This window comes from Sphingomonas sp. NFR15 (assembly GCF_900103265.1).
Taxonomy (GTDB): domain Bacteria; phylum Pseudomonadota; class Alphaproteobacteria; order Sphingomonadales; family Sphingomonadaceae; genus Sphingomonas; species Sphingomonas pollutisoli.
In genome coordinates, this window is sequence record NZ_FMWX01000002.1 from 115,023 (window position 1) to 138,854 (window position 23,832).

A 23,832-nucleotide genomic window follows, 5' to 3' on the forward strand; every position below is an offset into this window, starting at 1 on the left:
GGGTCATGCGGCGCGCGCCGCCGTCATGCGGTCGATCGTCGCGCGATCGAGGATCAGCCGGCTGGCGGTCAGCGCCAGCGCGAGGTGCATCACGCCGGGGATCACGGTGGAGAGCAGCCGGATGCCGGTGAGCGACAGCGGCGTCTGGTTGCCCGCCCCCGCCTTGTACGAGACGATCACCAGCACGCCGCTGATCAACGCGCCCGCCAGCGCCCAGGCGAGCTTCACGAAGAACTGGTTGAACGCGAAGCTCATTCCCGACGAGCGCGTCCCCAATTTCCATTCGCCATATTGATCGGCGAGCTGGATCAGCGTGAAGTGCAGCGGCAGCGTGCAGCCCAGCGCGATGCAGCACAGCGCCACCAGCACCAGCCACAGCATCGGATAGCCGCCGGGCACGAAGAAGGCGGCGAAGTGGCCGGCGACCAGCAGCAGATTCACCCAGACGTACACGGTTCTCACGTCGAACCGTCGGGTGAAAAGCTGCACCAGGACCGAGCCCAGGAATCCGCCCGCCGTCGCCGTGCCGAAGAACAGCGCCTGATAGGTGGAATCGCCGTTCAGCACATAGGTGATGAAATACAGCGCCGCGCCGCCTTTGGTGTTGAAGATTCCGATCAGAAGCAGCGTCATGACGAAGGTCAGGCGGAGCTGGTCGTTCTTCAGCGTGTTGGCGATCGCGATCCGCAGCGGCGGTTCCGCCGCGCCGGTTTCCGGCACCCGCTCGCGCACGAACAGGAAACAGATCACGAACATCGCCACCGCCGCCACGCTGAGGATCGCAACGCCGTCGCAATACCCGCGCGCGACATCCGCTCCGCCCAGATGCCGCACCATGATCGGCAGCCCGACCGAGACGGTGAACGAGGCGATCGCGACCATCGCGAAGCGAACCGACTGGCACGACACGCCTTCCCGCGCGCTGTCGGTCATGCGCGTGATGAGCGCGCAATAGGGTACGTTGTTCAGCGAGTAGGAGAGCGCCAGCAGAAAATAGGTCGCCGCCGCATAGGCGACCTTGCCGTCATACCCGAGGTCGGGCGACTGGAAGGTCAGGAAACAGCTCAGCCCGACCGGTATCGCGGTCCACAGCAGATACGGCCGGAACTTGCCCCAGCGGGTGCGGGTGCGATCGGCCATGATCCCGATCAGCGGGTCGGATACCGCGTCGAACACGCGCAGCGACAGGAACAGGATGCCAACGATGCCGGGCGCGAGCCCGAACACGTCGGTGTAATAGAAGGTCAGGAAATTGGCGATCAGTCCGGTGATGACCGTGCCGCCCGCGTCGCCGAAGCCATAGCAGATCTTCTCGAAGAACGGCACGCCGCGCGCCGGAGCCCCGGCACGCGGCACGATGCCGCCCGTATCGCCATGTTGCGCTATCGCCGTCATCGCCGTCCTCCTCTCCGTCCGCCGCTTTGCGCGTGCTGTCGATCGTGTCAGTCGTTGGTGAATGCCGCCGCCGCCACCGTGCTGGGGCGCACGAACACGGGAATGCGGTCGATCGGCGCCGTGGCGCGCACCATCGCGCCCCCGGAGACGGCCGCGCCAGTCCAGGCGTCCACCCATGCGCCCGCCGGCAGCCAGACGTCGCGCGCGGTGACGCCGGCCGCCAGGATCGGCGCGACGAGCAGATCGGGGCCGAACATATATTGGTCGTCGATCGCCCAGCAGCGCGCGTCATCGGGGAAATCGTAAAACATCGGCCGCATCAGCGGGTCGCCATGCTCGTGCGCCGCCGTCATCAGCGACGCGACATAAGGACGTAGCCTCTCCCGCACGTCCGCGTAGCGGCGCAGGATCGCGTACACCGGCTCGCCGAAGCTCCAGAGCTCATTGCCCGCGCCCGTGTCGCACTGCGCGACACCGTCGCGGAACGGCTCGGCCGGCGGGGTGATCGGGTCGCGGTGGCCGTGCATCCGCAGCACGGGCGAAAATACCGCCCATTGGAACCAGCGCACCATCAATTCGTGAAAGGCCGGATCATCGACATGGCCACCGTGGAACCCGCCGATGTCGGTCGTCCACCAGGGGATACCCGCCATGCCCATGTTCAGCCCCGCGCTGAGCTGGTTGCGCATGGCCTCGAACGAGCTGTGGATGTCGCCGGACCAGACCAGCGCGCCGTGGCGCTGGCTCCCCGCCCAGGCGCAGCGCACGAGGGTGACGATCTCCGTCTCACCCTCCGCGCGCAGCCCGTCGTGAACCGCCTGCGCATAATGGAAGGGATAAGCGTTGCCGACCGCGAGCACCTCGCCGGCGTGATAGCGATAGCTGTCATAATCGTAAGCGCCGTATTCGGGTTCCGCCTCGTCGAGCCAGAAGAGCTTGACGCCCTGGTCGCGATAATTGCGCTTCAGCCGATCCCACAGGAATGCACGCGCGCCGGGGTGGGTCGTATCGATGAAGCGCGTGTTGCCGAGGAAATCCTGCTGGATGTCGAGCCCGCGGCTCGCGCGGACCAGATACCCCTTCTCGATCATTTCCGCATGATTCTCCGAACGCGCATCGACCGTCGGCCAGACCGACACGAGCAATTCGGTGCCCATCGCCTTCAACTCGGCGGTCATCGCGGCGGGGTCAGGCCATTCGCGCGGAGCGAACCGCCAGTCGCCCTGCACCGGCCAGTGGAAGAAATCCGCGACGATCACCGCCAGCGGGATACCGCGCTGGTGATAGTCGCGCGCGACCGCCAGCAATTCCTCCTGGGTCCGGTAGCGCAGCTTGCTCTGCCACAGGCCAAGCGCGAAATCGGGCATCTTCGGCGCGGTGCCGGTAACGCCCGCATAATTGCGCACGATCGCGGCGGGCGTTGCGCCGGCCGTGATCCAGTAATCGATCTCGCGCGCGGCATATGCGGTCCAGCAGGCGCCGTTGGCGGCGAAGCAGACCTCGCCGACCGCGGGGTTGTTCCACAAAAAGCCATAGCCCTCGCTGGAAACGACGAACGGCACGCTGGCCTGCGAGTTGCGCTGCGCCAATTCGAGCACGCAGCCGGCGAGATCGAGGTTGGGTTGCTGATATTGGCCCATGCCGAACAAGCGCTCGCCCGGCTTGGCCTCGAAACGGACGGTGATGCGCGCGGCGTCGCCGCGCAACGGCTTGAACTCGCGGCCCGCGATGCCGAGTGCGCTGATCGTGCGGACCTCTTCGGTGCCGATCGTCCAGAATTTGGTCGCCGTGTCACGCTGCCGCCACTTCTCCTCCAACAGCAACCGCCCGTCCGCGTCCAGAAAGCGCACGCGCCCCTGCAGATCGACCTCGGCGGCGATCCGGCCGTTCACGATACGGGCGACGGCCCCGTCGCGGCTGACCACCGGCTCGCACGCGGCTACCTCGATCAGCGCACCGGGGACGGCGTCGCGCGGGGCGCTCGCGGCGGCGCGCACGCGCAAGCCATCGCGCCCATAGGCTTCGATCCTCAACCAGTCGCCATTGTACGACCAGCCGATCGCGCGTGTTTCCAGAACGAGCGTATCCAAGCAACCATCCTCTCGCCAGTCGTCATATGCGACCGTAAACGTTTCCGGGCTTTCTTCGCGTGATCTCGCGATCTTGTCAATCCGCTTGCCTAATCAGGCCCGGATTGGGATCAGGCCGTATGGACATTCGCGCGCTTGCCAGCCACCTGGAGCTTTCGATCGGCACGGTTTCGCGTGCGCTGAACGACCGTAAGGACGTCAGCCCCGCCACCCGCCAGCGCGTGCTCGAAGCCGCAGCCCGACTCGGGTACACCCCGAATCAGTCGGGGCGCACGCTGCGCAGCGGGCGCACCGGCACGATCGGCTTCATGCTCACGCTGGAACATGACAGCGCGGTCCACGGCGAACCCTTCTTCATGGCGCTGTGGGAAGGCGTGCAAAGCGCCTTGACCGAGCACGGACTGGATCTGGTCATATTGCTCGCGCGCAAAGGCGAGGATGGCCTCACTTTCCTGCGCCGTCACGTCGCGCGCGGCACTGTCGATGCGTGGTTGCTCTCCGCCACCCAATATCAGGACGACCGGATCGATTTCCTGCTGAACCAGAAGATCCCGTTCGTCGCGCTGGGCCGGTCGGCGATGGCGGCGCCGTTCGCCTGGATAGATCTCGATTTCGAAAACGTGATCGCGGAGGCGATCGCGCTGTTCGCCGCCGCCGGTCATCGCCGCATCGGCCTCGTCGCGCCACCGGCCGCGATCAACAACAGCCACATCATCGTCGACTGCTACCGGACCGCGCTTGCCGTCGCCGGCATCCCGTTCGATCCCGCGTTGGTCCACAATGGCGACACGGACGAGAATGACGGCGAATCGACCGCGCACCACCTGATGATGCTGGCGGATCGGCCCTCCGCGCTGCTGCTCATGGGCGAGACCGCGCCGGTGGGGGCATATCGCGCGTTGCGCGGTCTCGGCCTAGAACCCGGCCGAGACATCGCGCTGATCGGCCTGCGCGACAACCCCGCCTGCCGCGCATTGTCGCCGGACCTCACCTGCTTCACGCTCGCGCTCGACGAGCTCGGACTGGCGCTCGCCAACGCGCTGGTGGGAACGCTGGCCGCGCACGACACCAAGGACGCGGCGCTGCTGCAAATGCGGTGGCCGATGACGCTTCGCCTCGGCACCAGTCACCACATTCAAAACTTGCCCTGAGCGCCGGGCGGGGCGCCCCGCCCGGCGCTCTATTCCTCGCCGGTCGTCGCGGTCGCGGCGCGTGCCTTGTCAGGGGTCGTCCCCTCGCCGGCGAACCCCGCCATGCGGAACGTCACGCGGGTCGGCGCCAGGGGCACGCGATATTTTGGCAGGGGCTTGCCGACGTCGCTCCACTGCGTGTCGCCGCCGACGCCCCATTGCGCCCCATCCACCAGCAGCGTGACCTGATCGTGCGGCACGACATCGGTCGATTTCCACGTCCCCGGCGTGTGCCGGTCGAGATCGGCATAGGGGAAGGCGAGCACGTTCATCATCAGCGGCGTATCGCCCGCGACACGCAGCCCCCGGCCCCCGCCGCTCACTTCCATCCAGCGGACGTCGACCTTGTTGCCGGTCTCCTGCGGCCGGATATAGTCATGGTTCTGCGCGGCGATCGGCCCGCGCCACAGCCCGATCGGCGCCGAAGTCTTGCGGTCGACATAGCTTTCATGCGGTCCCCGGCCGTACCATTCGGCGGTGGTGATGTCGCTTGGCAGCGCGAAGGCGAAGCCGACGCGGAACGGCGGCGGCAGATCGGCGCGAACCGGGTCGAGCGCACCCGTCACCGTGACGCCGCCGTCGCGCGCCATCGTGTAGATCGACTGGAAGCGCGCGGCGCCATCGCCCAGCTCATAGTCGATCCGCACCGCCGCACCGCCGTCGGGCGCGTCGGTCGAGGATACGCCGCGCACCGTCCGCGTCTCGCTCATCGTCTTCCAGACGGCGAGTTGCCGGTCGGTGCCGATGCCGATGTCGTTGTCGGTCACCGCCCGCCAGAAATGCGGCGCGCCGCCGCGCGCGAGCGGTTTGCCGCCGCGCGCATAGCCGCGCACGAGACCGGTCTTGCGGTCGATCGCGAGCGTCGCATCCGCTGCCGATAGCGTGATGACGTCTCCCGCCTGCCGCACCGTCACCGCCGCACCGCCGACGTGAGCCGTCCTGGCCGCCGGCCGTTCGCCGAGCGCGAACTGCTCCCAGCCCACCACATGACCCGCCGGCACCAACGGCACCGCACCGGGCCGCGCGACCGCACGCACCGTCACGAAATATTCCGCGCCCGGCTTGCGCGCGATCGTCCCGACCGGGATCGTCAGCGTATCGGTCGCGTGCGGCGCCGCGGTCGACGCCGGCAGCGTTCCTTTGGCGACCGCGACGCCGTCCTCTTGAACCTCCCAGTCGAAGGCGAAGCCCGACAGATCGCGGAAGTCGTGCCGGTTGCGCAGCGTCACGCGGCCGGTCGCGGGGTCGAATGCCTCGAACTGGATCGGCGCATACACTTTACGCACTTCGTACAGCGCCGGATTGGGGGTCCGGTCGGACTGGAGCAACCCGTCGCCGAACTCGATCTCCCCGGTCGGGTTCGGGCCATATTCGCTGCCGTCCCCCCAATAGCGCCGCCCGTCCTTGGTGTAGCGGTACATCGACTGATCGACCCAGTCCCAGACGAAGCCGCCCTGCAGCTTGTCGGGATGCGCGTAGATCACATCCCAATACTCCTTAAGGTCGCCGCCCGAATTGCCCATCATGTGCGCATATTCGCACTCGATCAGCGGCTGCCTGAAGTTCCAGTTGGTGGCATAATCGGCCAATTTCTCGGCGCTGTCGTACATTGGCGCGTAGATGTCGGCATAATCGTTGGGCTGATGCTCTTCCAACGTGCCCCAGCCAAGATAGCTGATCAGCCGGCCTGGATCGCGCGTCTTGGCGGCTTTGGCGGCGGCCGCGAAATTGGGGCCGATCCCGGCTTCGTTGCCGAGCGACCAGAAGATGATCGACGGATGGTTCTTGTCGCGCTCGACCATGTTGGCGACGCGGCTGACATGCGCGTCCTGCCACGCCGGATCGAAGCCGATCTGATATTTGGCACGCTCGCCCAGGTGATTGTTTCCATACTCCATGTACGCGTGGCTTTCGATATTGGCCTCGTCCATCACGTACAGGCCATATTCGTCCGCAAGCGCGTACCAGCGCGGATCATTGGGATAATGCGACGTGCGTACCGCGTTGATATTGTTACGCTTCATCAATTCGATGTCGCGCCGCATCGACGCTTCGGAGATGACGTGGAAGGTCTCGGGATCATGCTCGTGGCGGTTGACGCCGCGGATCACGATCGGCTTGCCGTTGACGCTGACCAGCCCGTTCTTCATCTCGACGGTACGGAAGCCGATCCGCTGCGGCGTCGCCTGGAGCACCTTGCCATCGGCGCCCACCAGCTCGATCAGCAGCGTGTAGAGGTTGGGCGTCTCCGCCGACCAGGGCTTCACGCCGGGCACCGGCGCAGCGAGCGTCACCGTCCGCTCGCTCGATCCGGCGGCGACCGTCTGCGCACGCACGAGCAGGGTGCGCTCACCATCGAGCAGCGTCATCCGCGCCGTAACCGGCTTGGCCGACGGGGAGACGGCCACATCCGTCGACAGGACGCCGTCGCGATAGGCGGCGTCGAGCCCGGCATGGACGAAGATGTCGTTCACACGCGTCTTCGGCGCGGCCATCAGATAGACTTCGCGCTCGATCCCTGAGACGCGCCAGAAATCCTGGTCCTCCAGATACGAACCGTCCGACCAGCGATGAATTTGGATCGCGATGGTGTTGCGGCCCGGCGCGACGAAGCGGGTGACGTCGAACTCGCTCGGCAGTTTCGAATCCTGCGAATAGCCGACCTTCTTGCCGTTAACCCAGACGTCGTACGCCGATCCCGCCGCGCCGATGTGAAGGATGACATCCTGCCCGCTCCAGCCCGCCGGCAGCGTGACGTCGCGGCGATAGCTGCCGACCGGATTGGTCGCATGCGGGATCAACGGGCGGTCGGGCGGAAAAGGATAGTTGATGTTGTTGTAGCGCGCCTGATCGAACCCTTGCGCCTGCCAGTCCGCCGGCACCTTGATATCGGCCCAGGAGGCGACATCATAGCCCGGCTGCTCGAAGCCCGCCGGCGTCGCGTCGGACGAGGGCGACAATGCGAACTTCCACGTGCCGTCGAGGCTGAGGAAACGGGCCGAGCGCGTCCGGTCGCCGGCAAGCGCGGCGGCGCGGGTCTCGAACGGGAAGCTGGTCGCGTGCGCCGGCATCTTGCCCCGCGCGAACACCGCCGGATTTTCCCAATCCGGCCGCGCGGGATCGACCTGGACCGGCTGGACGCGTGGCGCGTCTTTTGCGAGCGCCGGCGACGCGAGGACGAGCGCGCTGGCGCCGACGAGAATATCGTTGAACTTCATCTTGATCCCCTACCGCAAACGACTCGCGGTCGGCCGTTGCCGCCACGCGTAGCGCTCGCGCTGATACGCGCGATACTGTTGCCGCGACATGGCTGCCCGTCGAGGCGGAACAGCCAGTCTACGTGTCTTTTCACATGCCGCGCGCGCTTGAGGCGCCACGAATGCTCCGAACACAGTGCCACGAGCTTGGCCGTAAACGTTTCCGGACGCAAGCCAGTTATGAGGAAGGGTTATCGCGGGACATATAATGTTACAGCGGCCGCGACGATGCTGGCCGGCCATGTCCCGCTCAGGCCGCGTTGCGCTCCAGCAACGCCGCATACAGCGCCGCGCCGACGCCCGGTTCGTGTCGGGGCGTGACCAATTCATATCGCCCGCGCTGCTCCAGACCGCGCAGGAACGGCTCGCGCACCTCCGCCAATTTGGTGAGCACCCCGCCCGACCACGATAGCGAAACCGTCTCGTCGGCCAGGAACCCCAATTTGCCCCGCAGCGCGTGCGCGATCTCGACCAGTTCGACCGCGGCGCGCTCGAGGATCGCTGCCGCCTCGATGTCCCCGTCCGCCGCCGCGCGCGATACGATCGGCGCCAGCGCGGCGATCTCATCGCGCGCCAGACCGCGCTCACCCATCACCCGCGCGCAGATGTCGAGATCGGCGCCGAGGTCGAACGCCTCGACGAACGCGCGCCGCAGCGGGCCTTCGGCCACGCGCCCGTCGCTCATGCGTGTGAAGAGGTTGAGCCCCTGGATCGCGATCCAATAGGCCGAACCTTCGTCGCTGAAAATCTCGCCCCAGCCGCCGGCGCGTGCCTTCCGGCCTTGCCGCTCGCCATAAGCGATCGAACCGGTGCCGGCGACGAGATTGATCCCATCCGCACAGGCCAGCGACCCGGCCCAGCCGCACACCATGTCGTTGTCGCACGCATAGCGGTCATGGCCCAGCAGTTGCCCGCATGCGGCGCGAAGCAGCGGATCGACGACCGCATCTTCGCCGAACGCCGGCAAACCGAAGAACACATATCCGAACTGTTCCCGTGAGACGGACAGTTGGGCGCAGATCGCGTCGATGCCCTTGGCCAGCCGCGCGACGGCTTCGTCCAGCCCGACCTGAAGATGATAGGTCGTGCCCGTCAACGCGCGCGCCCTCACCGCGCCGGTCTGATCGATGCAGACGAACTCGGTCTTCGTGCCGCCGCCATCGATGCCGAGGTACAAGGTCATGCGGCCGGCGTGTGGATTCGAACGCCCTGCACGACGCGATTGACCGTACCGTTGGCGTTGGGCTGATCCGGCGTGCGGCCGAGCCGCAGCGAGCAATGCAGGCCGTAGAGTTGGGCGAAGGTGATGTAGGGGAACAGCAGGTCGGCATCGACGAGGTCGGCGGCATGCTCGACCAGCAAGGTCTCGCCGGCGGCCTCACGCGCGGCGATCACGATCACGGCGCCACATCGGCCATCGGCGCGCAATTCCTCGATGATGTCGAGATCGTACAGGCGCGTCAGCGGATCATTCGAGACGAACACGACCACCAGCGTACGCGGCGTGACGATCGTCTTGGGGCCGTGGCGGAAGCCGAGCGACGAATCGAACGCGGTCGGAATCGCACCGTCGGTGAGTTCGAGCAGCTTGAGCGCGGCCTCGCGCGCGAGGCCCTGAAACACGCCGCTGCCGAGATAGACGACGCGTTCGAAATCGGCGCCGGCGAGCGTCTCCGCCGCATGGTCCGAACGGCCGAGCATCGCCTCGACCGCGTTGGCGATCGCCTCGACACGCGCCGGCATCGTGCCCGCCCCGGTGAAGATCGACAGCGCAGAGAGCATCATCGCGCTGAAGCTGGACGTCATCGCGAAGGCGCGATCGTGCGTCTCCTCGGGCAACAACACGACGAAGGTATTGCCGGGCTGCCGGCGCGACAGCGCGCCCTGCGCGTTGCAAGTGATGACGAGGTGATGGACCGAGGCGATGCGCGCATCCGCCAGATCGACGGCGGCGACGCTTTCCGGGCTGTTGCCGGAGCGCCCGAACGACACCATCAGCGTCGGCCGGCCCGCATCGAGATAGAGGTGCGGCGCGCTCACGATATCGGTCGTCGCGACCGCTTCGACCGGGCGGCCCAGCGTCGCCGACAGCCACGGCGCGAGGCATTCGCCGATGAACGCCGACGTCCCCGCGCCGCACAGCATGATCCGCAGGCCGCGCTGGTCGAGCAGCGGGCGCATGAACGCGTCGATCTCGTCCCGGCGCGCGTCGAGGATCGCCTGGGTCGCGCGCAACGTGGCGGGTTGCTGGAGGATTTCGCGTCGCGTCCAGCTCTCATCGCCCGTGGAGGGCTGGGCGACCGCGAGGGTGCTGTCAAGCATTGGGGTTACAGGCTCCGTAATAGGCATCGAGCGTCGCGCCGATGTGCGCGACGATCAGATCGATGGGGTCGAGCGTCGCGGTGCCGGCGCGCACGGCGGCATAGGCGACAGGCAAATACTGGCTGAGCAGCGGCAACGGCGGCACATGCTCCCGCAGATTGTCGAACAGCACGGCCTGCGCGGCCGCGATCTGCGCGTCCGGCCAATAGTAGCGGATGCGATCGCTCAGCGAATATTGGAGCTGGAGATCGAGCGCGTCGCCGCTCTCATGATAATATTTGCGCCAATTGCCGGGTTCGGCCTTCATCCGCGCGATCGCGGTTCCGCGAAGGTTCGCGCGCTGGTCCGCCGGCACTGTCTCGCGCTCGATCGCGTCGAGCGCCCAGAGCGCCTCACGCAACGCGAACGTGACGCCGGGGCCGACCTTCAGGATCGCGAAATGATCGCGCACCAACGCGGCGAGCGCGCGCGCGGATTGATAGTCGGTGGAATGCGCCTCGAACACGATATGGTCGACCGGGACGATCGCCTCGCTCAGCGCCGTGGCGGCGTCGGGGTCGTAATCGACCACCTTCATATGATCGAATTCGACACCGGGCTGGACGACGGTGGCGATCACCCGCTCCCACGCGGCTTGCAGGCCGCTTTCCGCGAACAGCGCACGGTGCATGTCGAGCGTGGCGAGCGCCGACTCGGGGGTCGTGACGGCGAGCGTGTCGAGATCCTCCGCCGCGCCGCCGGGCACCGGCACTTCGGTGCCGATCACATAGACCGGCGCGCGCGCGGGATCTCCGGTGTAGGCGTCCTCCGCCACCCGGCACAGGCGCGCCGCGCGCTCGGCGATGGTGCGTTCGGGGAGCGGCGTGGGATCGTCCGCGCAGGACATCGAGCAATCGAGATGGATCTTCGAGAAGCCGGCACGCACATAGTCCGCGATCATCACCTCGGCCTTGGCCATCGCCTGATCGGCCGGCAGCGCGGTCCAGGCATTGGGGCCGAGATGGTCGCCGCCCAGCACGAGCCGGTCGCGCGGATACCCGAGCCGATCGGCGATGCCCTCCACGAACGCCCGGAAATCGGCCGGCAACATGCCGGTGTAGCCACCGTCCTGATTGACCTGATTGGACGTCGCCTCGATCAGCACGAACTCGGCGTCCCGGCCAAGCGCGTGTGCGAAGGTCGCCTCGATCACCAGCGGATGCGCCGAGCAGATCGAGGTGATGCCCACCGTCTTGCCGCTCTTATGTTCGGCAACGAGATTTCGAATCATCTCCATCGGCTACTCCTTTGGCGGCTTCTTAGTGGCCGTGGATGCATAAGACAACAAATAGATACTAAACGAAACTTACGCTTCCGCGAGCACGGCACTTTCGTCTTTGGTGTCGGGCTCCACCGCGAGCAGCAGGGAGGCGGCGACGGCGAGGATGATGCCAACCAGCTTGATCGGGCCGGGCATGACGCCGAGTGCGACGAGCGAGATGATCGCGGTGGCGAGCGGCGCGCCCGCGTTGGTCAGCGGGGCGACGATGATCGCCTTGCCGTAGCGGAACGCGAATACGAGCGTGAGCGCGCCGATCGCGTTCAGCACCTGGATCACCGCCGCGAGGCCAGGGCCGTCCAGCCCGTAATTGATCGTTCGGCTGAAATCGGTGAGCGACAGCGCGACCGGTACCAGCGCCAGGCCCGTCACCGTCATGTAGAAGAAGATGCTTTCGCCCGACATCACGCCGTTGGCGGACTTCATGAAATAGGCCTGCAAGCCCCAGCACACCATCACGATCAGCGCGAGGATCAGCCAGCCGCCGCCCTGCGCATCCCCGCCGGGCGCGAAATCGAAGGTCGGCAGCGCGAGCAGCGCGAGCAGGATGCCGATCGCCCCGAGCCGCCCGGTACGCTCGCCCATGAACAGGAACGACAGCGCGATCGTGACGACCGGCGACAGCGAGATGACGGGGAAGATCAGATAGGCCGGCCCGCGCGTCACCGCGTAGAACAGCACCATCTGCCCGCCCGCACCAAGCGCGCCGACCGCGACGCCATAGGCGATCGCGCGCGGGTTCACATCGAGCTTCCACTTGGCGAGCGCGAGCACGACCAGGGCGGGCGGGATCATCGTCAGCGCCCAGACGCAATAGACCAACGTCTCGGGGAAACCGTGCTGCGGGGACAGGCCGGAGAACGCGCCCCATATGCCCCACAGCACCACCGTCGCCATCGCGTTGAGCAGCCAGGCACGTCCGCCCGGAGAGGTTGCGGTCATGCGTTGGTCTTTCCGTCGAGAGGCGTGGTTTCGAGCACCAGGAAATGCTCGAACGTGGCGGGCAAGCGCGCTTGCGGGCCGGAAACGGTGCCGAGCGGCTTGCCCGTGAAGCTGTCGGTCACCCGGTGCCGCCCCGGCGGCAGGCCGCGCAAGACGACCGCGCCCGACCAGCGATCCGCGTAGAACGCATAATGCATCCGCCCGTCCTTGCGGATCGCATGACCTTCCGGCTTGTCGAAGCCGATATCATACAACCCGCCTAGATACTCGCCCTTGGGCAGCATGTTGGCGTGGTACAGGGCGATCCACTTGCGCCACAGCGCCTCCTTCTGGGGGTGCAGCGCGATACCGCCCGGCGGCAGCGGATCGGTGGTACCGACCGGATCGTTCGGCCAGGTGAACTTGGTCGAGAGGATCGCGCCGATGCCGTAATGCGTCGCGAAATCGTCGTGGCGGTCGCTGAGTTCGACATGATCGCCCGCGAACGGCGCGGACGGCCCCATCATCGCCTTGAACGTCTTGCCCTTCAGGCGGATCTGCCATGACGAGGTCGGGTCCGACGCCGGCGTGTGGTTCATGCCGGGAATGTTGTGGAACGCGAAGGAATCGCCGCACGGGCAGATTTCCATCACCGCGTTCGGATTGATCGAGATCGCCTCGTCATAAAGCGCCTTCCAGAAATCCTGGAGCTTCTCGTACGATTCCTCGGGCCGCACGTGCTTGTGCGCCGGGTTGTAGCAGGGCGCGACGGCGTTGAGATGCTGGCCGTCGAGCTTCAGCCCTTCGAATCCCCAGCCGAGGATGCGCCGGATCTGGCCGCGAAAGTAATCGACCACCGGCGGATAGGCCGGGCACAGCGTGAACGCATCCCAGAAGCTGACGTTCTGCGCCGCGCCGTTCGCGTCGAGCAGCAGCATGTCCGGGTGATCGCGCAGCAGATCGGTGCCGGGATCGGCGGCGAGCGGCGCGAGCCACAGCCGCGGGCGCATCCCGCCCGCCTTGATCTGCGCGGCGAAGGCTTTCATGTCGGCGTCGCCGCGCGGGAACTTGGCGGGGTTGAGCTTCCAGTCGCCCTCCGAGGTCTGCCAGCCATCGTCGAGCACCGCCCATTCGAGGCCGATCTCCTTGGCCTTGCCCATGGCGGTGAGCACTTCGGGAATTTTGAAATCGCGGCCATAGCCCCAGGCGCACCACACTGGCGCATAGCTCGGCTCGGGGATGGCGGGCGCGGCGAAGCCTCGCTCGGCCATCAGACGGCGATAGGCGTCGAGCGGGCGGAAATGGTCCCCTTCATGCACCATCAGGAACACCGGCGGCAGCGCGAGCGTGCCCCCCGGCGGCACCACCGCCCCCTGATCGCCCACGATGGCGATGCGCGTGCCGCCCGGCTGGCCCGCGACCGGCAGCGAGACCAGACGTGGCACGGTGTCGACATGGCCGACCGCGATCCCGGCGTCGCGCCGCCACACCACCGCGACCGGCGTGCCGCCGCCGTAATCGGTCGCGTTCATCCCCATGAAGTTGCGCTGGCCGGTGCCGGGGCGGATCGGCTGCACCCAGTCGCGGCGATCGGGGTAGGAAGCGCCGGAGAAACTCCACGCGCCGTCTGGATGCGATAAGAGATCGTGCGTCGCCGCCTGCCATCCCGCCACCGCGAGCGGCGCAGCGCCGGTGTTGCGATAGCGGATGTCGAGCAACGCCAGTCCGGGGTAAGCCGCGAGGAAGGTCACCGTGATGCGCTTCTCGATCCCTTCGGCCGTGCCGCGCAGGTGATGGACGCGACCGCCAGCGATCTGGTCCTGCGTGTGTTCGACGAGGAGGAACCGGTCGACGACACGCTGGTCGCCGAGACGAATCGCCTCCCCCGGCTCCATCGCGGTCAGCGGCTTGCCGCGCATGGAAACGCGCGAGTGCATCCCCGTATCGAACGCGATGGTCAGCACGCCGTCGCTCAGCGGCAGGATCGGCGCCTCTTTCAGTGCCACTCGGGCGAAGGCCGCCGGGGACGTTGCGATGAGCGCGGCGGCGCCCGAAAGCCGCGCCAGCGCGCCACGACGGGACAGATGCGATTGCGACACGGACAAGCCTCTCGTGAACAGCCGCTCGGAACCGGAAGCGCGGCTTTGGCCAAGGATGTGCCCGAAGGTTATCGCTTGCGCAAACCAAAACGCAACATAGGATGCATTTCGTTACGTTTCGTTTGGAGAGTATGATGCGCCTGTCGACGACACTGCTTCCCCTCGCCGCGCTGGCGCTCGTCGGTGCCGGCCCGGCCCCCAGCACCTATGGCGAAGCGGATTTCACCCGCGTCGCCAAGCTCGACGCGCATGTTCACGCCAATCGCGACGCGCCGGATTTCCTCTCCGTAGCCCGCAAAGACGGATTCGAGCTGCTGTCGATCAACGTCGATTATCCGGATTTCCCGCCACTCGCCGTCCAGGCACGCATCGCGTACAAGATGCACGCGGCCGATCCCAAGCGCTTCCACTTCGCCACCACCTTTTCGATGGACGGGTTCGGCGGCAAGAACTGGACCGCGCAAGCGACGCGCGCGGTCGATGACGGCTTCGCGCACGGCGCGGTCGCGGTGAAGGTGTGGAAGAACATCGGCATGATCGCCAAGGACACCGCCGGCAAGCGGGTCTTCCTGGACGATCCGCGGTTCGATCCGGTCATGGCGCACATCCAGGCGCGCGGACACCCGCTGATCGCGCATCAGGGCGAGCCGAAGAACTGTTGGTTGCCGCTCGACCAGATGACGACCGACAACGACCGCACCTATTTCAGCGAACACCCCGAATATTACATGTATCGCCACCCGGAGGAGCCGAGCTACGAGCAGCTCATGGCGGTGCGCGACCGCTTTGTTGCGCGCCACCCCAAACTCGCCTTCGACGGTGCGCATATGGCGAGCCTGGAGTGGAGCGTCGACGAACTCGCCAAGTTCCTCGACACCTACCCGAATGCGATGGTCGATCTCGCCGCGCGGATGAGCCAGGTGCAGGTCCAGTCCAACGCGAACCGCGCCAAGGTACGCGATTTCTTCATCAAGTATCAGGACCGGCTGATGTACGGCACCGACCTGACCGACAGCCCGCTCGATCCCAATGCACGCGCGCAAAACCCGCCGACAACGGGCAATTTCACCAAGGAAGCCGATGATATGTGGCGCTCGGACTGGCGTTATCTCGCCACGCCGCTGTCGCAGCCGATCGCCGCGATCAAGGCGGACGCACCGGGGCTGGCGCTGCCGCGCGCGGTGATCGACAAGATCTATTACACCAACGCGCGGCGCTTCTTTCACTTGAAGGGGTGACGCCCTGCCCGGCCTCGGCCCCGACACGGGCCGGAGCCGCTCCTCGTTACGGACGCCCCCGCTCACGCCTCGTGGATGCGGAAGCCCAGGCGTTGCGAGGCCGCGTGGATCTCGGCGGGCACGCGGTTGTCGGCGATGAGGTGCTGGATATCCTCGACCTTGACGATGCGGTGCAGGCAGACGCGGCCGAACTTGGACACGTCCGTCACCGCGATCACCTCGCGCGCCGCCTCGACCATCTTGCGGTTGAGCAGTGCTTCCGGCTCGTAATGGGTGGTGATGCCGCATTCGATGTCGAAGCCGTCGACGCCCAAGAACAGCTTGTCGACGCGGAGATTTTCCAGCGCCGCCACCGTCTGCGCACCATAAAACGCGCGGTTCTTGCGACGCAGCATACCGCCGAGCATGACGATGTTGAGCCGTTCCTTGGCCGCCAGCACCGACAGAATATCGAGATCGTTGGTGAGGACGGTGATATCCTCATCATCGGGCAGGAAGTGCGCGATCTGTAATGTGGTGGTGCCCGAATCGAGCACGATCGATTCGCCGGGGCGGACCATCGAGGCGGCGAGCTTGCCGATCCGCGCCTTCTCGTCGGCATGGCTGGAGCGCTTCACCTCGACCGCCGGCTCGGCCGTGACGTTGACCGCGTCGGCGCTGATCGCCCCGCCATACGATCGCTCCATCACGCCACGCGTCTCGAGATAGCGCAGATCCTTGCGGATCGTCTGCATCGACACGCCGAACCGCTTCGCGAGCGGCGCGACCTGCACGCTGCCGCGCTCGCGGACCATGGCGCTGATGCGCAGCCGTCGCTCACTGGTGTCGCGGACCATGCCGCCGTCTTCCTTGCTCACGTGCCTGTTTCCACCACAGCCCGGCCCGGTGCCGGTCGTCCCATTATGTCGTCCGCGCCTTCGTGCGGAAAGCGAGCATTGTCCATGCAAATGCTATCGGCGACGCAAGCCCGCATCGCCCCAGCCGATCATCGGCGGGCGACCGGCGCGCGCACCGTCGTCGAGCGCGACGAGCTCGACGATCTCGGCGCCGGCAACATCCGCGTCGATCGGCCGGGGCGCGGTGGCCGGGGCGACGGCGACCTCCTGAACCAGCTTGCGATCGGCATAGACGCGAAAGCGCACGGTCCGCTCGCCGCCGAGAACCAGCGGCGTCGCGACGAAGCGGCGATATTCGCGGCCGGCACGCACTTCGATCCGCGAGTTGGCGAACAGGCCGATGCCATGCGCGAATGTCCGCCCCGCCGCGGTGAGCGGCGTGCCGTCGGGCGCGGCGGCGATGCGCGCGGGGAACTTGCCCATCGGCAGCGCCGTTTCGGCGGTCAGCCCGTCGGCGGCGATATTCACCCGCGCGGGCATCTCATCGAGCAGCGTCGAGGACGGGTCCGCGGCGACGCCCTGGACGCGCAGCAGCAGCGCACCATGCGCGGGCAAGGTCGCGGTGATGGCGTCACGCGCGGGCGCGCGATCGGCGCGCGCCCAGATGTCGCGGACGCGCGCGCGGCTACCGGGCGCGAACCCGAGTTGCGCCCATGTGACGCGCGCCGTGACCGGCTTGTCGCCGCGATTGAGCAGCGCGACCGCGCGCTGGCCGGTGCCCGCGAGCGTGCGGACCACCGCCATCGCGTCGCCGTCGCGATAGGGCACCCCCTGGTTGCCGGCGGCGTCCTGATCGATCGCGATCATCTCGGTATTGCCGACCAGATCGAGCAAGGACGGCGGCGCGCTCCGCAGATCGAAGCCGAGCAGCAGCGGCGCTGCGGTGATCGCCCACATCGTCAGGTGCGATCGTGCCTCGGTGAGATGATCCGCATCGAAATCGCCGTGGCCGACCGCGAGCATGTCCGGGTCGTTCCAATGCCCCGGCCCGGCATAGAGGCCGCCGTCGACCACGCTGTCGAAATTGCCGAGCATGCTCTTCCAGGTGAACTCGACGTCGGGGCTCGTGCGCCACAGATTGCCGTGGACATGCCCCCAGATCGGCGAGAGCGCCTCGCCCCATGCGCAGATCGACAGGGTGGCGGCGTCGCCTCCGAACCGGCGCGCCGCCGCGCCCAGCGCGGCATAGAGTTTCTCGACCGCACGGGGATCGGACTTTGGGATGTCGCCACGCACGATCAGCGGCGCGAACGCCTGATATTGGCCGGATGTCACCGGCGGATCGGCCCGCGTGTAATCGGCCACGCCGCACGCGTCGATCTTGACGTAATCGAACTTCCAGTCGGCGAACATGATGCGCATGTCCTGCTCGGCATGACCGAAACTACCGACCTCGCGTTCGGCCACGGTGCCTTCGGGCAAGTTGCGGCTGTCGGCGTCCCAGCGCTGCGCACAGGTGTTGCGGCCGATATCGGTGTAGAGGCCCGCTTTGAGGCCGAGCCCGTGCAGGAAGGCGGTGAAGGGCAGGAACGAACCCGTATCGCTATCCGCCACCTTGCTGGACGGGAACATGCTGTCGCGGATGCGCAGGCGCCCGTCGGGGAGGCGCTTCAACGCCCAGCCATCGTCGATATTCACATAGCGATAGCCCTTGGCCGCGAGCCCCGTATCGACCAGCGCCTGCGCGGAGGCGCGGACCTTGGCCTCGTCCACATCGGTGCGGAAGGCGTTCCACGGGTTCCATCCCATCGGCGGGGTCTGCGCCGCCGCGCTCGGATACGCGGAGAATTGGCCGGAGGGTTCGAGCGGCGCCACCTGTGCGGCGGCCTGCTGCGCCGCGACCGACGCGATCAACGCCGACGTGGCGGCGAAGACGGTGCGCAAGCGCCGTATGGTCGACAATCTCTGCGTCATTTTAGCGGAATTCCTGTCAGCTACGAGGCGCTACCGATCCGCCGCACGCCGGCCATTCGCGAATCGGGGGACGCGCACGCTATCAGCGAAACGGGGCGAACGCTACAAAACGAAGCCTTTTGCCGTGCAAGGCGCCTCCCCTGACGTCCCCGTGCTCGCAGCGCGGCGTTGTCACCTTTCAGCAACATCCCGCAAGTTTCGTTTTAAAGCGTTTGACAACTTTGTTTCGTGCGAGGTAGCAAAGCGCAACAAAGCGACCGCCGAACGTCGCGTCGCTTACGATGATATCGCGAAATGGGAGGACGGAACATGGTCAACGCTAAATCGTGGCGGAACGTCGTTTGCACGGGCATCAGCGCGACCGCGCTGATCGCGGGATCACAGGCAGTCGCGCAGACCGAGCAACAAGGCCCGGTCGCCGGCGCGCCGACCGACCAGACCAACCTCGGCTCGACCATCCAGTCCGGCCCCGGCGCCAGCGGGGACGCGACCGCGACGACGGGTGACACCGGCACCGATATCGTCGTGCGCGGCGTGCGCGGCAGCCTGCTGCGCTCGATCGACACGAAGCGTGACGCCTCCACGATCGTCGATGCGATCTCGGCGGAAGAACTCGGCAAATTTCCGAACCGCAACGTGGCGGAAGCCTTGTCCAACATTCCGGGCGTCACCGTCGGCCGCGACGGTCGCGGCGAGGGCCGCAGCGTCACGGTGCGCGGGCTCGGCGAGAATTTCGCGCTCACCACGCTCAACGGCCGCGTGCTGCCGACCGACGGCCCCGACCGATCGTTCGCGTTCGACGTGCTGCCCTCCGAAGTCATCTCCGGCGCCGAAATCCAGAAGGCCGCGCAGGCGTCGCAGCTCGAAGGCAGCATCGGCGGCAACATCGATCTGCGCACCGCGCGCCCGTTCGATCACCGCGGCTTCCACGCCGCCGGCTCGCTCGAAGGCCAGTACAACCAGTTCGCGGAGAAGGGCGGCATCAAGGCGTCGGGCGTGGTCAGCACCACCTTCGCCAACGACACGATGGGCTTTCTGATCTCGGGCACGTACAACAAGTACAAGTTCCGCACCGACAATCTCGGCGAATATTCGAGCAACGACATCTACGACATCGTCACCGCCCCGAACGGCCAGCGCAGCGTCGTCAACGCGCCCGACGGCGGCGGCGTGATCGAACCGTATTTCTACAGCGTCGGCTATGTGAAGGGCGAGCGTCAGCGCTGGGGCGGGTCCACCGCCTACCAGTGGAAGCCTTCGGACAGCTTCGAACTGCGCATCGACGGCATCTACAGCAATTACACCGATACCGAGCACAACCACCGCGTCTCGGTCGGGCTGACCCCGTTCGATAACGACGGCAACGTTCGCTACGATCTCAACAACGTGCAGATCGACAAGAACAAGGTTCTCACCAACTATACCGTCAACGACGCCACGATCGACGTGTTGTCGACCGACGAGCCGCGCAACTCCGTGACCTATCAGGTTGGCGGTCACATCGACTGGAAGGCGACCGACAAGCTCAAGGTCGCTGCCGACGTGTCCTACGGCAAGGCGTCCGACAACACCGGCGGGCAGAACCGCTTCGTCGTGGCGGGCATCCCCGGCTCACGCGCGCAAGTGGCGACGCGTGATGGCGGCTTGCCCGATCTCATCCTGACCATCCCCAATGCCGACGGCAGCGTCACCAACCGTACGCTCGATCAGGCGGGCAACCAGGATCTGCGCGTTCACTATATCGGCATCCAGGGCCAGAACATTTCCGACCGCAGCACCAGCGCCAAGCTCGATCTGGTGTATGAGGCGGATAACGGCCTGCTGCGCTCGATCGCGTTCGGCGGCGCCTATACCGACCGCAAGAAGACGGTCGACGTGATCGACAACCAATACACCACCGCCAACAATTTCGGCGGTTATCCCTTCCCGTTCTCCGCGATCGGCGCGAACGTGGTGCAGGCGCCCGAGTTCACCCACATCCTGCCCAACGTTTCCGGTAATTTCCCGCGTGCGATTCCGGCGTTCGACATCAATACCTATCTCTCGTCGCTGTCCAAGGCGGAGAACAATCCAAACGTCATCAACCCCAATACCGGCCAGCCCTACCCGACCGGCTATGCCACGCAGCAGATCGTGCCGGACCAGCTCGCATCCTACGCGATCACCGAGAAGACCTGGAACGCCTATGCCCAGCTCAACGTCGGCGGCGACAATTGGAAGGGCGATTTCGGCCTTCGCTACGTCAACACCACCGTCAATTCACTTGGCTACGGCGCGAGCGTGCGCAGCTATGTCGTGGTCGGCGTCGGCACCGCCAACGTGGTGTTCAACCCGATCGCGCCGATCTCCGGCGGCGGCAGTTATCAGCGGCTGCTGCCTTCGGCGAACTTCTCCTACGACATCGCCCGGGGGTTCCGCGTGCGCCTCGCCGCGTCGCAGGCGATCTCGCGGCCGACGTTCGGAGAATTGTCCTCGGCCAAGGATTATTCGGCGGCACAGTCCAACACCCCGGTGGTCACCGATGCCGGCAACCCGAACCTGAAGCCCGTCTCCGCCGATCAGGCGGACATCTCGCTCGAATATTATCCGAACCGCCGCATCGCGCTGACGCTCGCGGGCTTCTACAAGCACCTGACCAACTTCGTGACGACCAAGGCCGTCGCGTTCAACCTCGTGCCGACCAACCAGGTGCCGGGCGCGCCGGCGAGCTTCCCGTTCACCGAACTGACCTACGTCAACGGCGACAGCGCGACCGTGTACGGCATCGAGGCGGGCGGCCAGTATTTCCTCGACAACGGGCTCGGCTTCCAGGCGAACGCCACCTACAACCGCTCGCGCGCCAAGCGTGAGGGGCTGCCCACCACCGATCTGCAGGATGCGGTGCCGTTCTCGGCCAACGCCAAGATCTTCTACGAGAAGCACGGCATCAACGCGTCGGTGTCGTACCAGTATCAGTCGAGCTTCACCTCGTCGCAGTATAGCTACATCAACACGCTCGCGATCAAGCAGCGCCCCTATCATGAGCTGGCGGGCAGCATTTCCTACGACATCCTGCCGCAACTGACGGTGTATGTGCAGGGTTCGAACCTGCTCGACTCCGCCACGCAGCGTTACTCGACATACAGCAACGTGCCGGCCTTCTACGAATATACCGGCCGCGCGTTCTTCTTCGGCGTGCGCGCACGCCTCTGATCCGCTCCGCCGACCCTGTGTTCGCCCGACCGGGCAAGCCCGTCTCAGGCGAACACAGGCCGGCAGGATCGAACAGCCGGTTCTCGCGGAACCCGGATTAGGCCGCACGCGGCGCGGGCGAGCCTACCGCCCGCGCCGCGGCCTGCGAGCGATCACATGTTCGCGGCGGTGGGCCGGATGATCACTTCGTTGATGTCCACGCCTTCGGGCTGCTCGAGCGCATAGCGGATCGCACGTGCGATCGCGTCGGGCGTCAGCGATTTCTGGCGCCAGTCCTGAAGAGCGGAGGCGATCGCCGGATCGGTGATGTCGTTGCCGAGTTCGGTCGCGACGACACCCGGCGAGATGACGGTGCTGCGGATGTCGTCATGCTCCTGCCGCAGCCCCTCGCTGATCGCCCACACCGCATATTTGGTCGCGCAATAGACGGCGGCACTCGGCAGCACGAGATGCGCCGCGATCGAAGCGACGTTCACGACATGGCCGGACCGCTGCGCGACGAACCGCGGCAGCACCGCCGCGATGCCGTTCAGCACGCCGCGGATATTGACGTCGATCATCCGCGTCCATTCGTCCTGCTTGAGCGCGGCGAGCGGCGAGAGCGGCATCACGCCGGCATTGTTGATGAGCACGTCGATCCGCCCGAACCGTGCCTCCGCCGCCTCGGCGAATGCGGCGAAGTTCTCCGCGCTGGTCACGTCCAGCTTCTGCCAGGCGACGGTGGCGCCGAGTTCGGCGGCCAGCGCTTCCAGCCGATCGCTCCGCCGTGCGCCGATGAACAGGCGCGCGCCGCTGGCGGCCAGTTCGCGCACGGTGGCCTCGCCGATGCCGCTGGAGGCGCCGCTGATGAGGATCGTCTTGTCGATGGTGGTGGTCATGATCGTCCCTTCCTGACGCCCCTTTCTCTCGCCGGGGCGGCTTGCCTCAAATGGCGGCGAACGGTGGCGGGCGTGAGCGCGATCGTCCGAACTCCTTGCCCGATTCTCCGGATATGGCGCCCGGCGCTTGCATGGCGCGGCAGAAGGCGCGCAGAAGGCCGCATGGACCGCATCGCCGATCTCGCCGCCTCGATCGCGCTTCAAATCCCCCGCACCGGCATGACGGTCACGGCGGTTCCGCGCCTTTCGCTGTTCCGCGCCGATCGGCCCACCGTGCCGCTACCGGCGGTGTACGACGCATGCCTTTGCCTGATCGCGCAAGGGTCCAAGCATGTGTCGCTGGGCGAGCGGAACCTGGTCTACGATCCCGCGCACTACCTGCTGGTGTCGGTGGACCTTCCGCTGGTCGGCCATGTCACGCAGGCGAGCCCCGCCGCGCCCTATCTTTGCTGCAAGATCGATATCGACCATGCCGCGCTGGCGGACCTGATCCTCGCCGAAGGCGGTCGCGCGCCGAAAGCCGACCTGCCGGCGCTCGCCGTGTACCGGAGCGACGACGACCTGATCGACGCCGCGTGCCGGCTGGTGCGGTTGCTCGATCGGCCGGAGAGCATTCCCGCGCTCGCCCCGCTGATCGAACGTGAGATCCTCTATCGTTTGCTTACCGGCCCGCATGGCCCGGCGCTGCGCTACATGACGGTGGCGGACAGCCGGCTCAACCAGGTCGGACGGGCGATCGCCACCATTCGGCGCGGCTTCGATCGGCACCTGCGGATCGACGACATCGCCGCCGCCGCGAACATGAGCCCATCGTCGCTGCACGAGCATTTCAAGGCGGTCACGCGGATGACGCCACTGGAGTATCAGAAGCAATTGCGCTTGCAGGAGGCGCGGCGCCTGATGCTGTCGGAGGGCGCGAGCGCGGGCTCGGCCGGCTTCGCGGTCGGCTATGAAAGTCCATCTCAGTTCAGCCGCGAATATGCCCGGCTGTTCGGCGCTCCGCCCAAACGCGATATCGAACGCATGCAGGCGAGCGGCGACCTGCTCACGCCGGTTTGATCCGGGGGGCGCCCGCTGCCCGGAACACCGCGGCCCTTGTCTTTCGGCAGCGGCTGGGCTGAA

Annotated in this window: 15 protein-coding genes; 4 read left to right on the forward strand and 11 right to left on the reverse strand. The window is 66.5% G+C overall.

Going from position 1 to position 23,832, the window contains the following annotated elements; translation table 11 throughout:
- Positions 1–3: 3 nt before the first annotated feature.
- A complete protein-coding gene (locus BLS81_RS05945; RefSeq protein ID WP_093222066.1) occupies positions 4–1,395 on the reverse strand; it encodes an MFS transporter in 1,392 nt (463 codons plus the stop codon).
- A gap of 47 nt (positions 1,396–1,442) precedes the next feature.
- The gene (locus BLS81_RS05950) at positions 1,443–3,485 is read right to left on the reverse strand and encodes a glycoside hydrolase family 31 protein (protein WP_093222069.1); all 2,043 of its coding nucleotides are present in this window, start codon (positions 3,483–3,485) and stop codon (positions 1,443–1,445) included.
- 119 nt (positions 3,486–3,604) lie between these two features.
- Between BLS81_RS05950 and BLS81_RS05955 the strand changes: the two genes are divergently transcribed.
- A complete protein-coding gene (locus BLS81_RS05955) occupies positions 3,605–4,636 on the forward strand; it encodes a substrate-binding domain-containing protein (RefSeq protein ID WP_093222072.1) in 1,032 nt (343 codons plus the stop codon).
- Positions 4,637–4,665: 29 nt separating this feature from the next.
- Here BLS81_RS05955 and BLS81_RS05960 read toward each other — a convergent pair whose 3' ends face one another.
- The 6 genes from BLS81_RS05960 to BLS81_RS05985 form a co-directional block, all read right to left on the reverse strand.
- The gene (locus tag BLS81_RS05960) at positions 4,666–7,893 is read right to left on the reverse strand and encodes a glycoside hydrolase family 2 TIM barrel-domain containing protein (protein ID WP_093222074.1); all 3,228 of its coding nucleotides are present in this window, start codon (positions 7,891–7,893) and stop codon (positions 4,666–4,668) included.
- A gap of 289 nt (positions 7,894–8,182) precedes the next feature.
- A complete protein-coding gene (locus BLS81_RS05965; RefSeq protein ID WP_093222078.1) occupies positions 8,183–9,115 on the reverse strand; it encodes an N-acetylglucosamine kinase in 933 nt (310 codons plus the stop codon).
- Positions 9,112–10,254: an SIS domain-containing protein gene (locus BLS81_RS05970; RefSeq protein WP_093222081.1), complete on the reverse strand. Its 1,143-nt coding sequence runs from the start codon at positions 10,252–10,254 to the stop codon at positions 9,112–9,114. The genes BLS81_RS05965 and BLS81_RS05970 overlap by 4 nt, the downstream gene beginning before the upstream one ends.
- A complete protein-coding gene (locus BLS81_RS05975; RefSeq protein ID WP_093222083.1) occupies positions 10,247–11,530 on the reverse strand; it encodes a D-tagatose-bisphosphate aldolase, class II, non-catalytic subunit in 1,284 nt (427 codons plus the stop codon). Before BLS81_RS05975 ends, BLS81_RS05970 begins: the two co-directional genes overlap by 8 nt.
- Before the next feature lie 69 nt (positions 11,531–11,599).
- Positions 11,600–12,514 (reverse strand): DMT family transporter, encoded by a 915-nt coding sequence (locus BLS81_RS05980; RefSeq protein ID WP_093222086.1) that lies wholly within the window; start codon positions 12,512–12,514, stop codon positions 11,600–11,602.
- The gene (locus tag BLS81_RS05985) at positions 12,511–14,499 is read right to left on the reverse strand and encodes a glycoside hydrolase family 36 protein (protein WP_256326095.1); all 1,989 of its coding nucleotides are present in this window, start codon (positions 14,497–14,499) and stop codon (positions 12,511–12,513) included. The genes BLS81_RS05980 and BLS81_RS05985 overlap by 4 nt, the downstream gene beginning before the upstream one ends.
- Before the next feature lie 227 nt (positions 14,500–14,726).
- On the opposite strand from BLS81_RS05985, the gene BLS81_RS05990 reads away from it, so the two are divergent.
- Complete coding sequence (locus tag BLS81_RS05990; protein WP_256326096.1) at positions 14,727–15,830, forward strand: amidohydrolase family protein; 1,104 nt, start codon at positions 14,727–14,729, stop codon at positions 15,828–15,830.
- Between the two features lie 62 nt (positions 15,831–15,892).
- On the opposite strand, the gene agaR is transcribed toward BLS81_RS05990, so the two are convergent.
- Complete coding sequence (gene agaR, locus BLS81_RS05995; protein WP_256326097.1) at positions 15,893–16,687, reverse strand: transcriptional repressor AgaR; 795 nt, start codon at positions 16,685–16,687, stop codon at positions 15,893–15,895.
- A 93-nt stretch (positions 16,688–16,780) separates the two neighbouring features.
- Positions 16,781–18,640: an NPCBM/NEW2 domain-containing protein gene (locus tag BLS81_RS06000; protein WP_093222092.1), complete on the reverse strand. Its 1,860-nt coding sequence runs from the start codon at positions 18,638–18,640 to the stop codon at positions 16,781–16,783.
- 309 nt (positions 18,641–18,949) lie between these two features.
- Between BLS81_RS06000 and BLS81_RS06005 the strand changes: the two genes are divergently transcribed.
- The gene (locus tag BLS81_RS06005; RefSeq protein ID WP_176787058.1) at positions 18,950–21,832 is read left to right on the forward strand and encodes a TonB-dependent receptor; all 2,883 of its coding nucleotides are present in this window, start codon (positions 18,950–18,952) and stop codon (positions 21,830–21,832) included.
- A gap of 152 nt (positions 21,833–21,984) precedes the next feature.
- Here the strand turns inward: BLS81_RS06005 and BLS81_RS06010 are convergent, their stop codons facing one another.
- The gene (locus BLS81_RS06010; RefSeq protein WP_093222097.1) at positions 21,985–22,710 is read right to left on the reverse strand and encodes an SDR family oxidoreductase; all 726 of its coding nucleotides are present in this window, start codon (positions 22,708–22,710) and stop codon (positions 21,985–21,987) included.
- A 162-nt stretch (positions 22,711–22,872) separates the two neighbouring features.
- Here BLS81_RS06010 and BLS81_RS06015 point away from each other — a divergent pair, with 162 nt between their 5' ends.
- Positions 22,873–23,769, forward strand: a complete 897-nt coding sequence (locus BLS81_RS06015) for an AraC family transcriptional regulator (protein WP_093222099.1) — start codon at positions 22,873–22,875, stop codon at positions 23,767–23,769.
- The last annotated feature ends 63 nt before the right edge of the window (positions 23,770–23,832 follow it).

What these genes read in the sequence shown, in the direction of transcription:
- BLS81_RS06005 (WP_176787058.1), top strand. Translation starts at nt 18,950, where the DNA reads ATGGTCAACGCTAAATCGTGGCGGAACGTCGTTTGCACGGGCATCAGC.
- BLS81_RS05990 (WP_256326096.1), top strand. Translation starts at nt 14,727, where the DNA reads ATGCGCCTGTCGACGACACTGCTTCCCCTCGCCGCGCTGGCGCTCGTC.
- BLS81_RS06000 (WP_093222092.1), bottom strand. Translation starts at nt 18,640, where the DNA reads ATGACGCAGAGATTGTCGACCATACGGCGCTTGCGCACCGTCTTCGCC.
- BLS81_RS05955 (WP_093222072.1), top strand. Translation starts at nt 3,605, where the DNA reads ATGGACATTCGCGCGCTTGCCAGCCACCTGGAGCTTTCGATCGGCACG.
- BLS81_RS05975 (WP_093222083.1), bottom strand. Translation starts at nt 11,530, where the DNA reads ATGGAGATGATTCGAAATCTCGTTGCCGAACATAAGAGCGGCAAGACG.
- BLS81_RS05945 (WP_093222066.1), bottom strand. Translation starts at nt 1,395, where the DNA reads ATGACGGCGATAGCGCAACATGGCGATACGGGCGGCATCGTGCCGCGT.
- BLS81_RS05960 (WP_093222074.1), bottom strand. Translation starts at nt 7,893, where the DNA reads ATGAAGTTCAACGATATTCTCGTCGGCGCCAGCGCGCTCGTCCTCGCG.
- BLS81_RS05970 (WP_093222081.1), bottom strand. Translation starts at nt 10,254, where the DNA reads ATGCTTGACAGCACCCTCGCGGTCGCCCAGCCCTCCACGGGCGATGAG.
- BLS81_RS05980 (WP_093222086.1), bottom strand. Translation starts at nt 12,514, where the DNA reads ATGACCGCAACCTCTCCGGGCGGACGTGCCTGGCTGCTCAACGCGATG.
- BLS81_RS05965 (WP_093222078.1), bottom strand. Translation starts at nt 9,115, where the DNA reads ATGACCTTGTACCTCGGCATCGATGGCGGCGGCACGAAGACCGAGTTC.
- BLS81_RS06015 (WP_093222099.1), top strand. Translation starts at nt 22,873, where the DNA reads ATGGACCGCATCGCCGATCTCGCCGCCTCGATCGCGCTTCAAATCCCC.
- BLS81_RS06010 (WP_093222097.1), bottom strand. Translation starts at nt 22,710, where the DNA reads ATGACCACCACCATCGACAAGACGATCCTCATCAGCGGCGCCTCCAGC.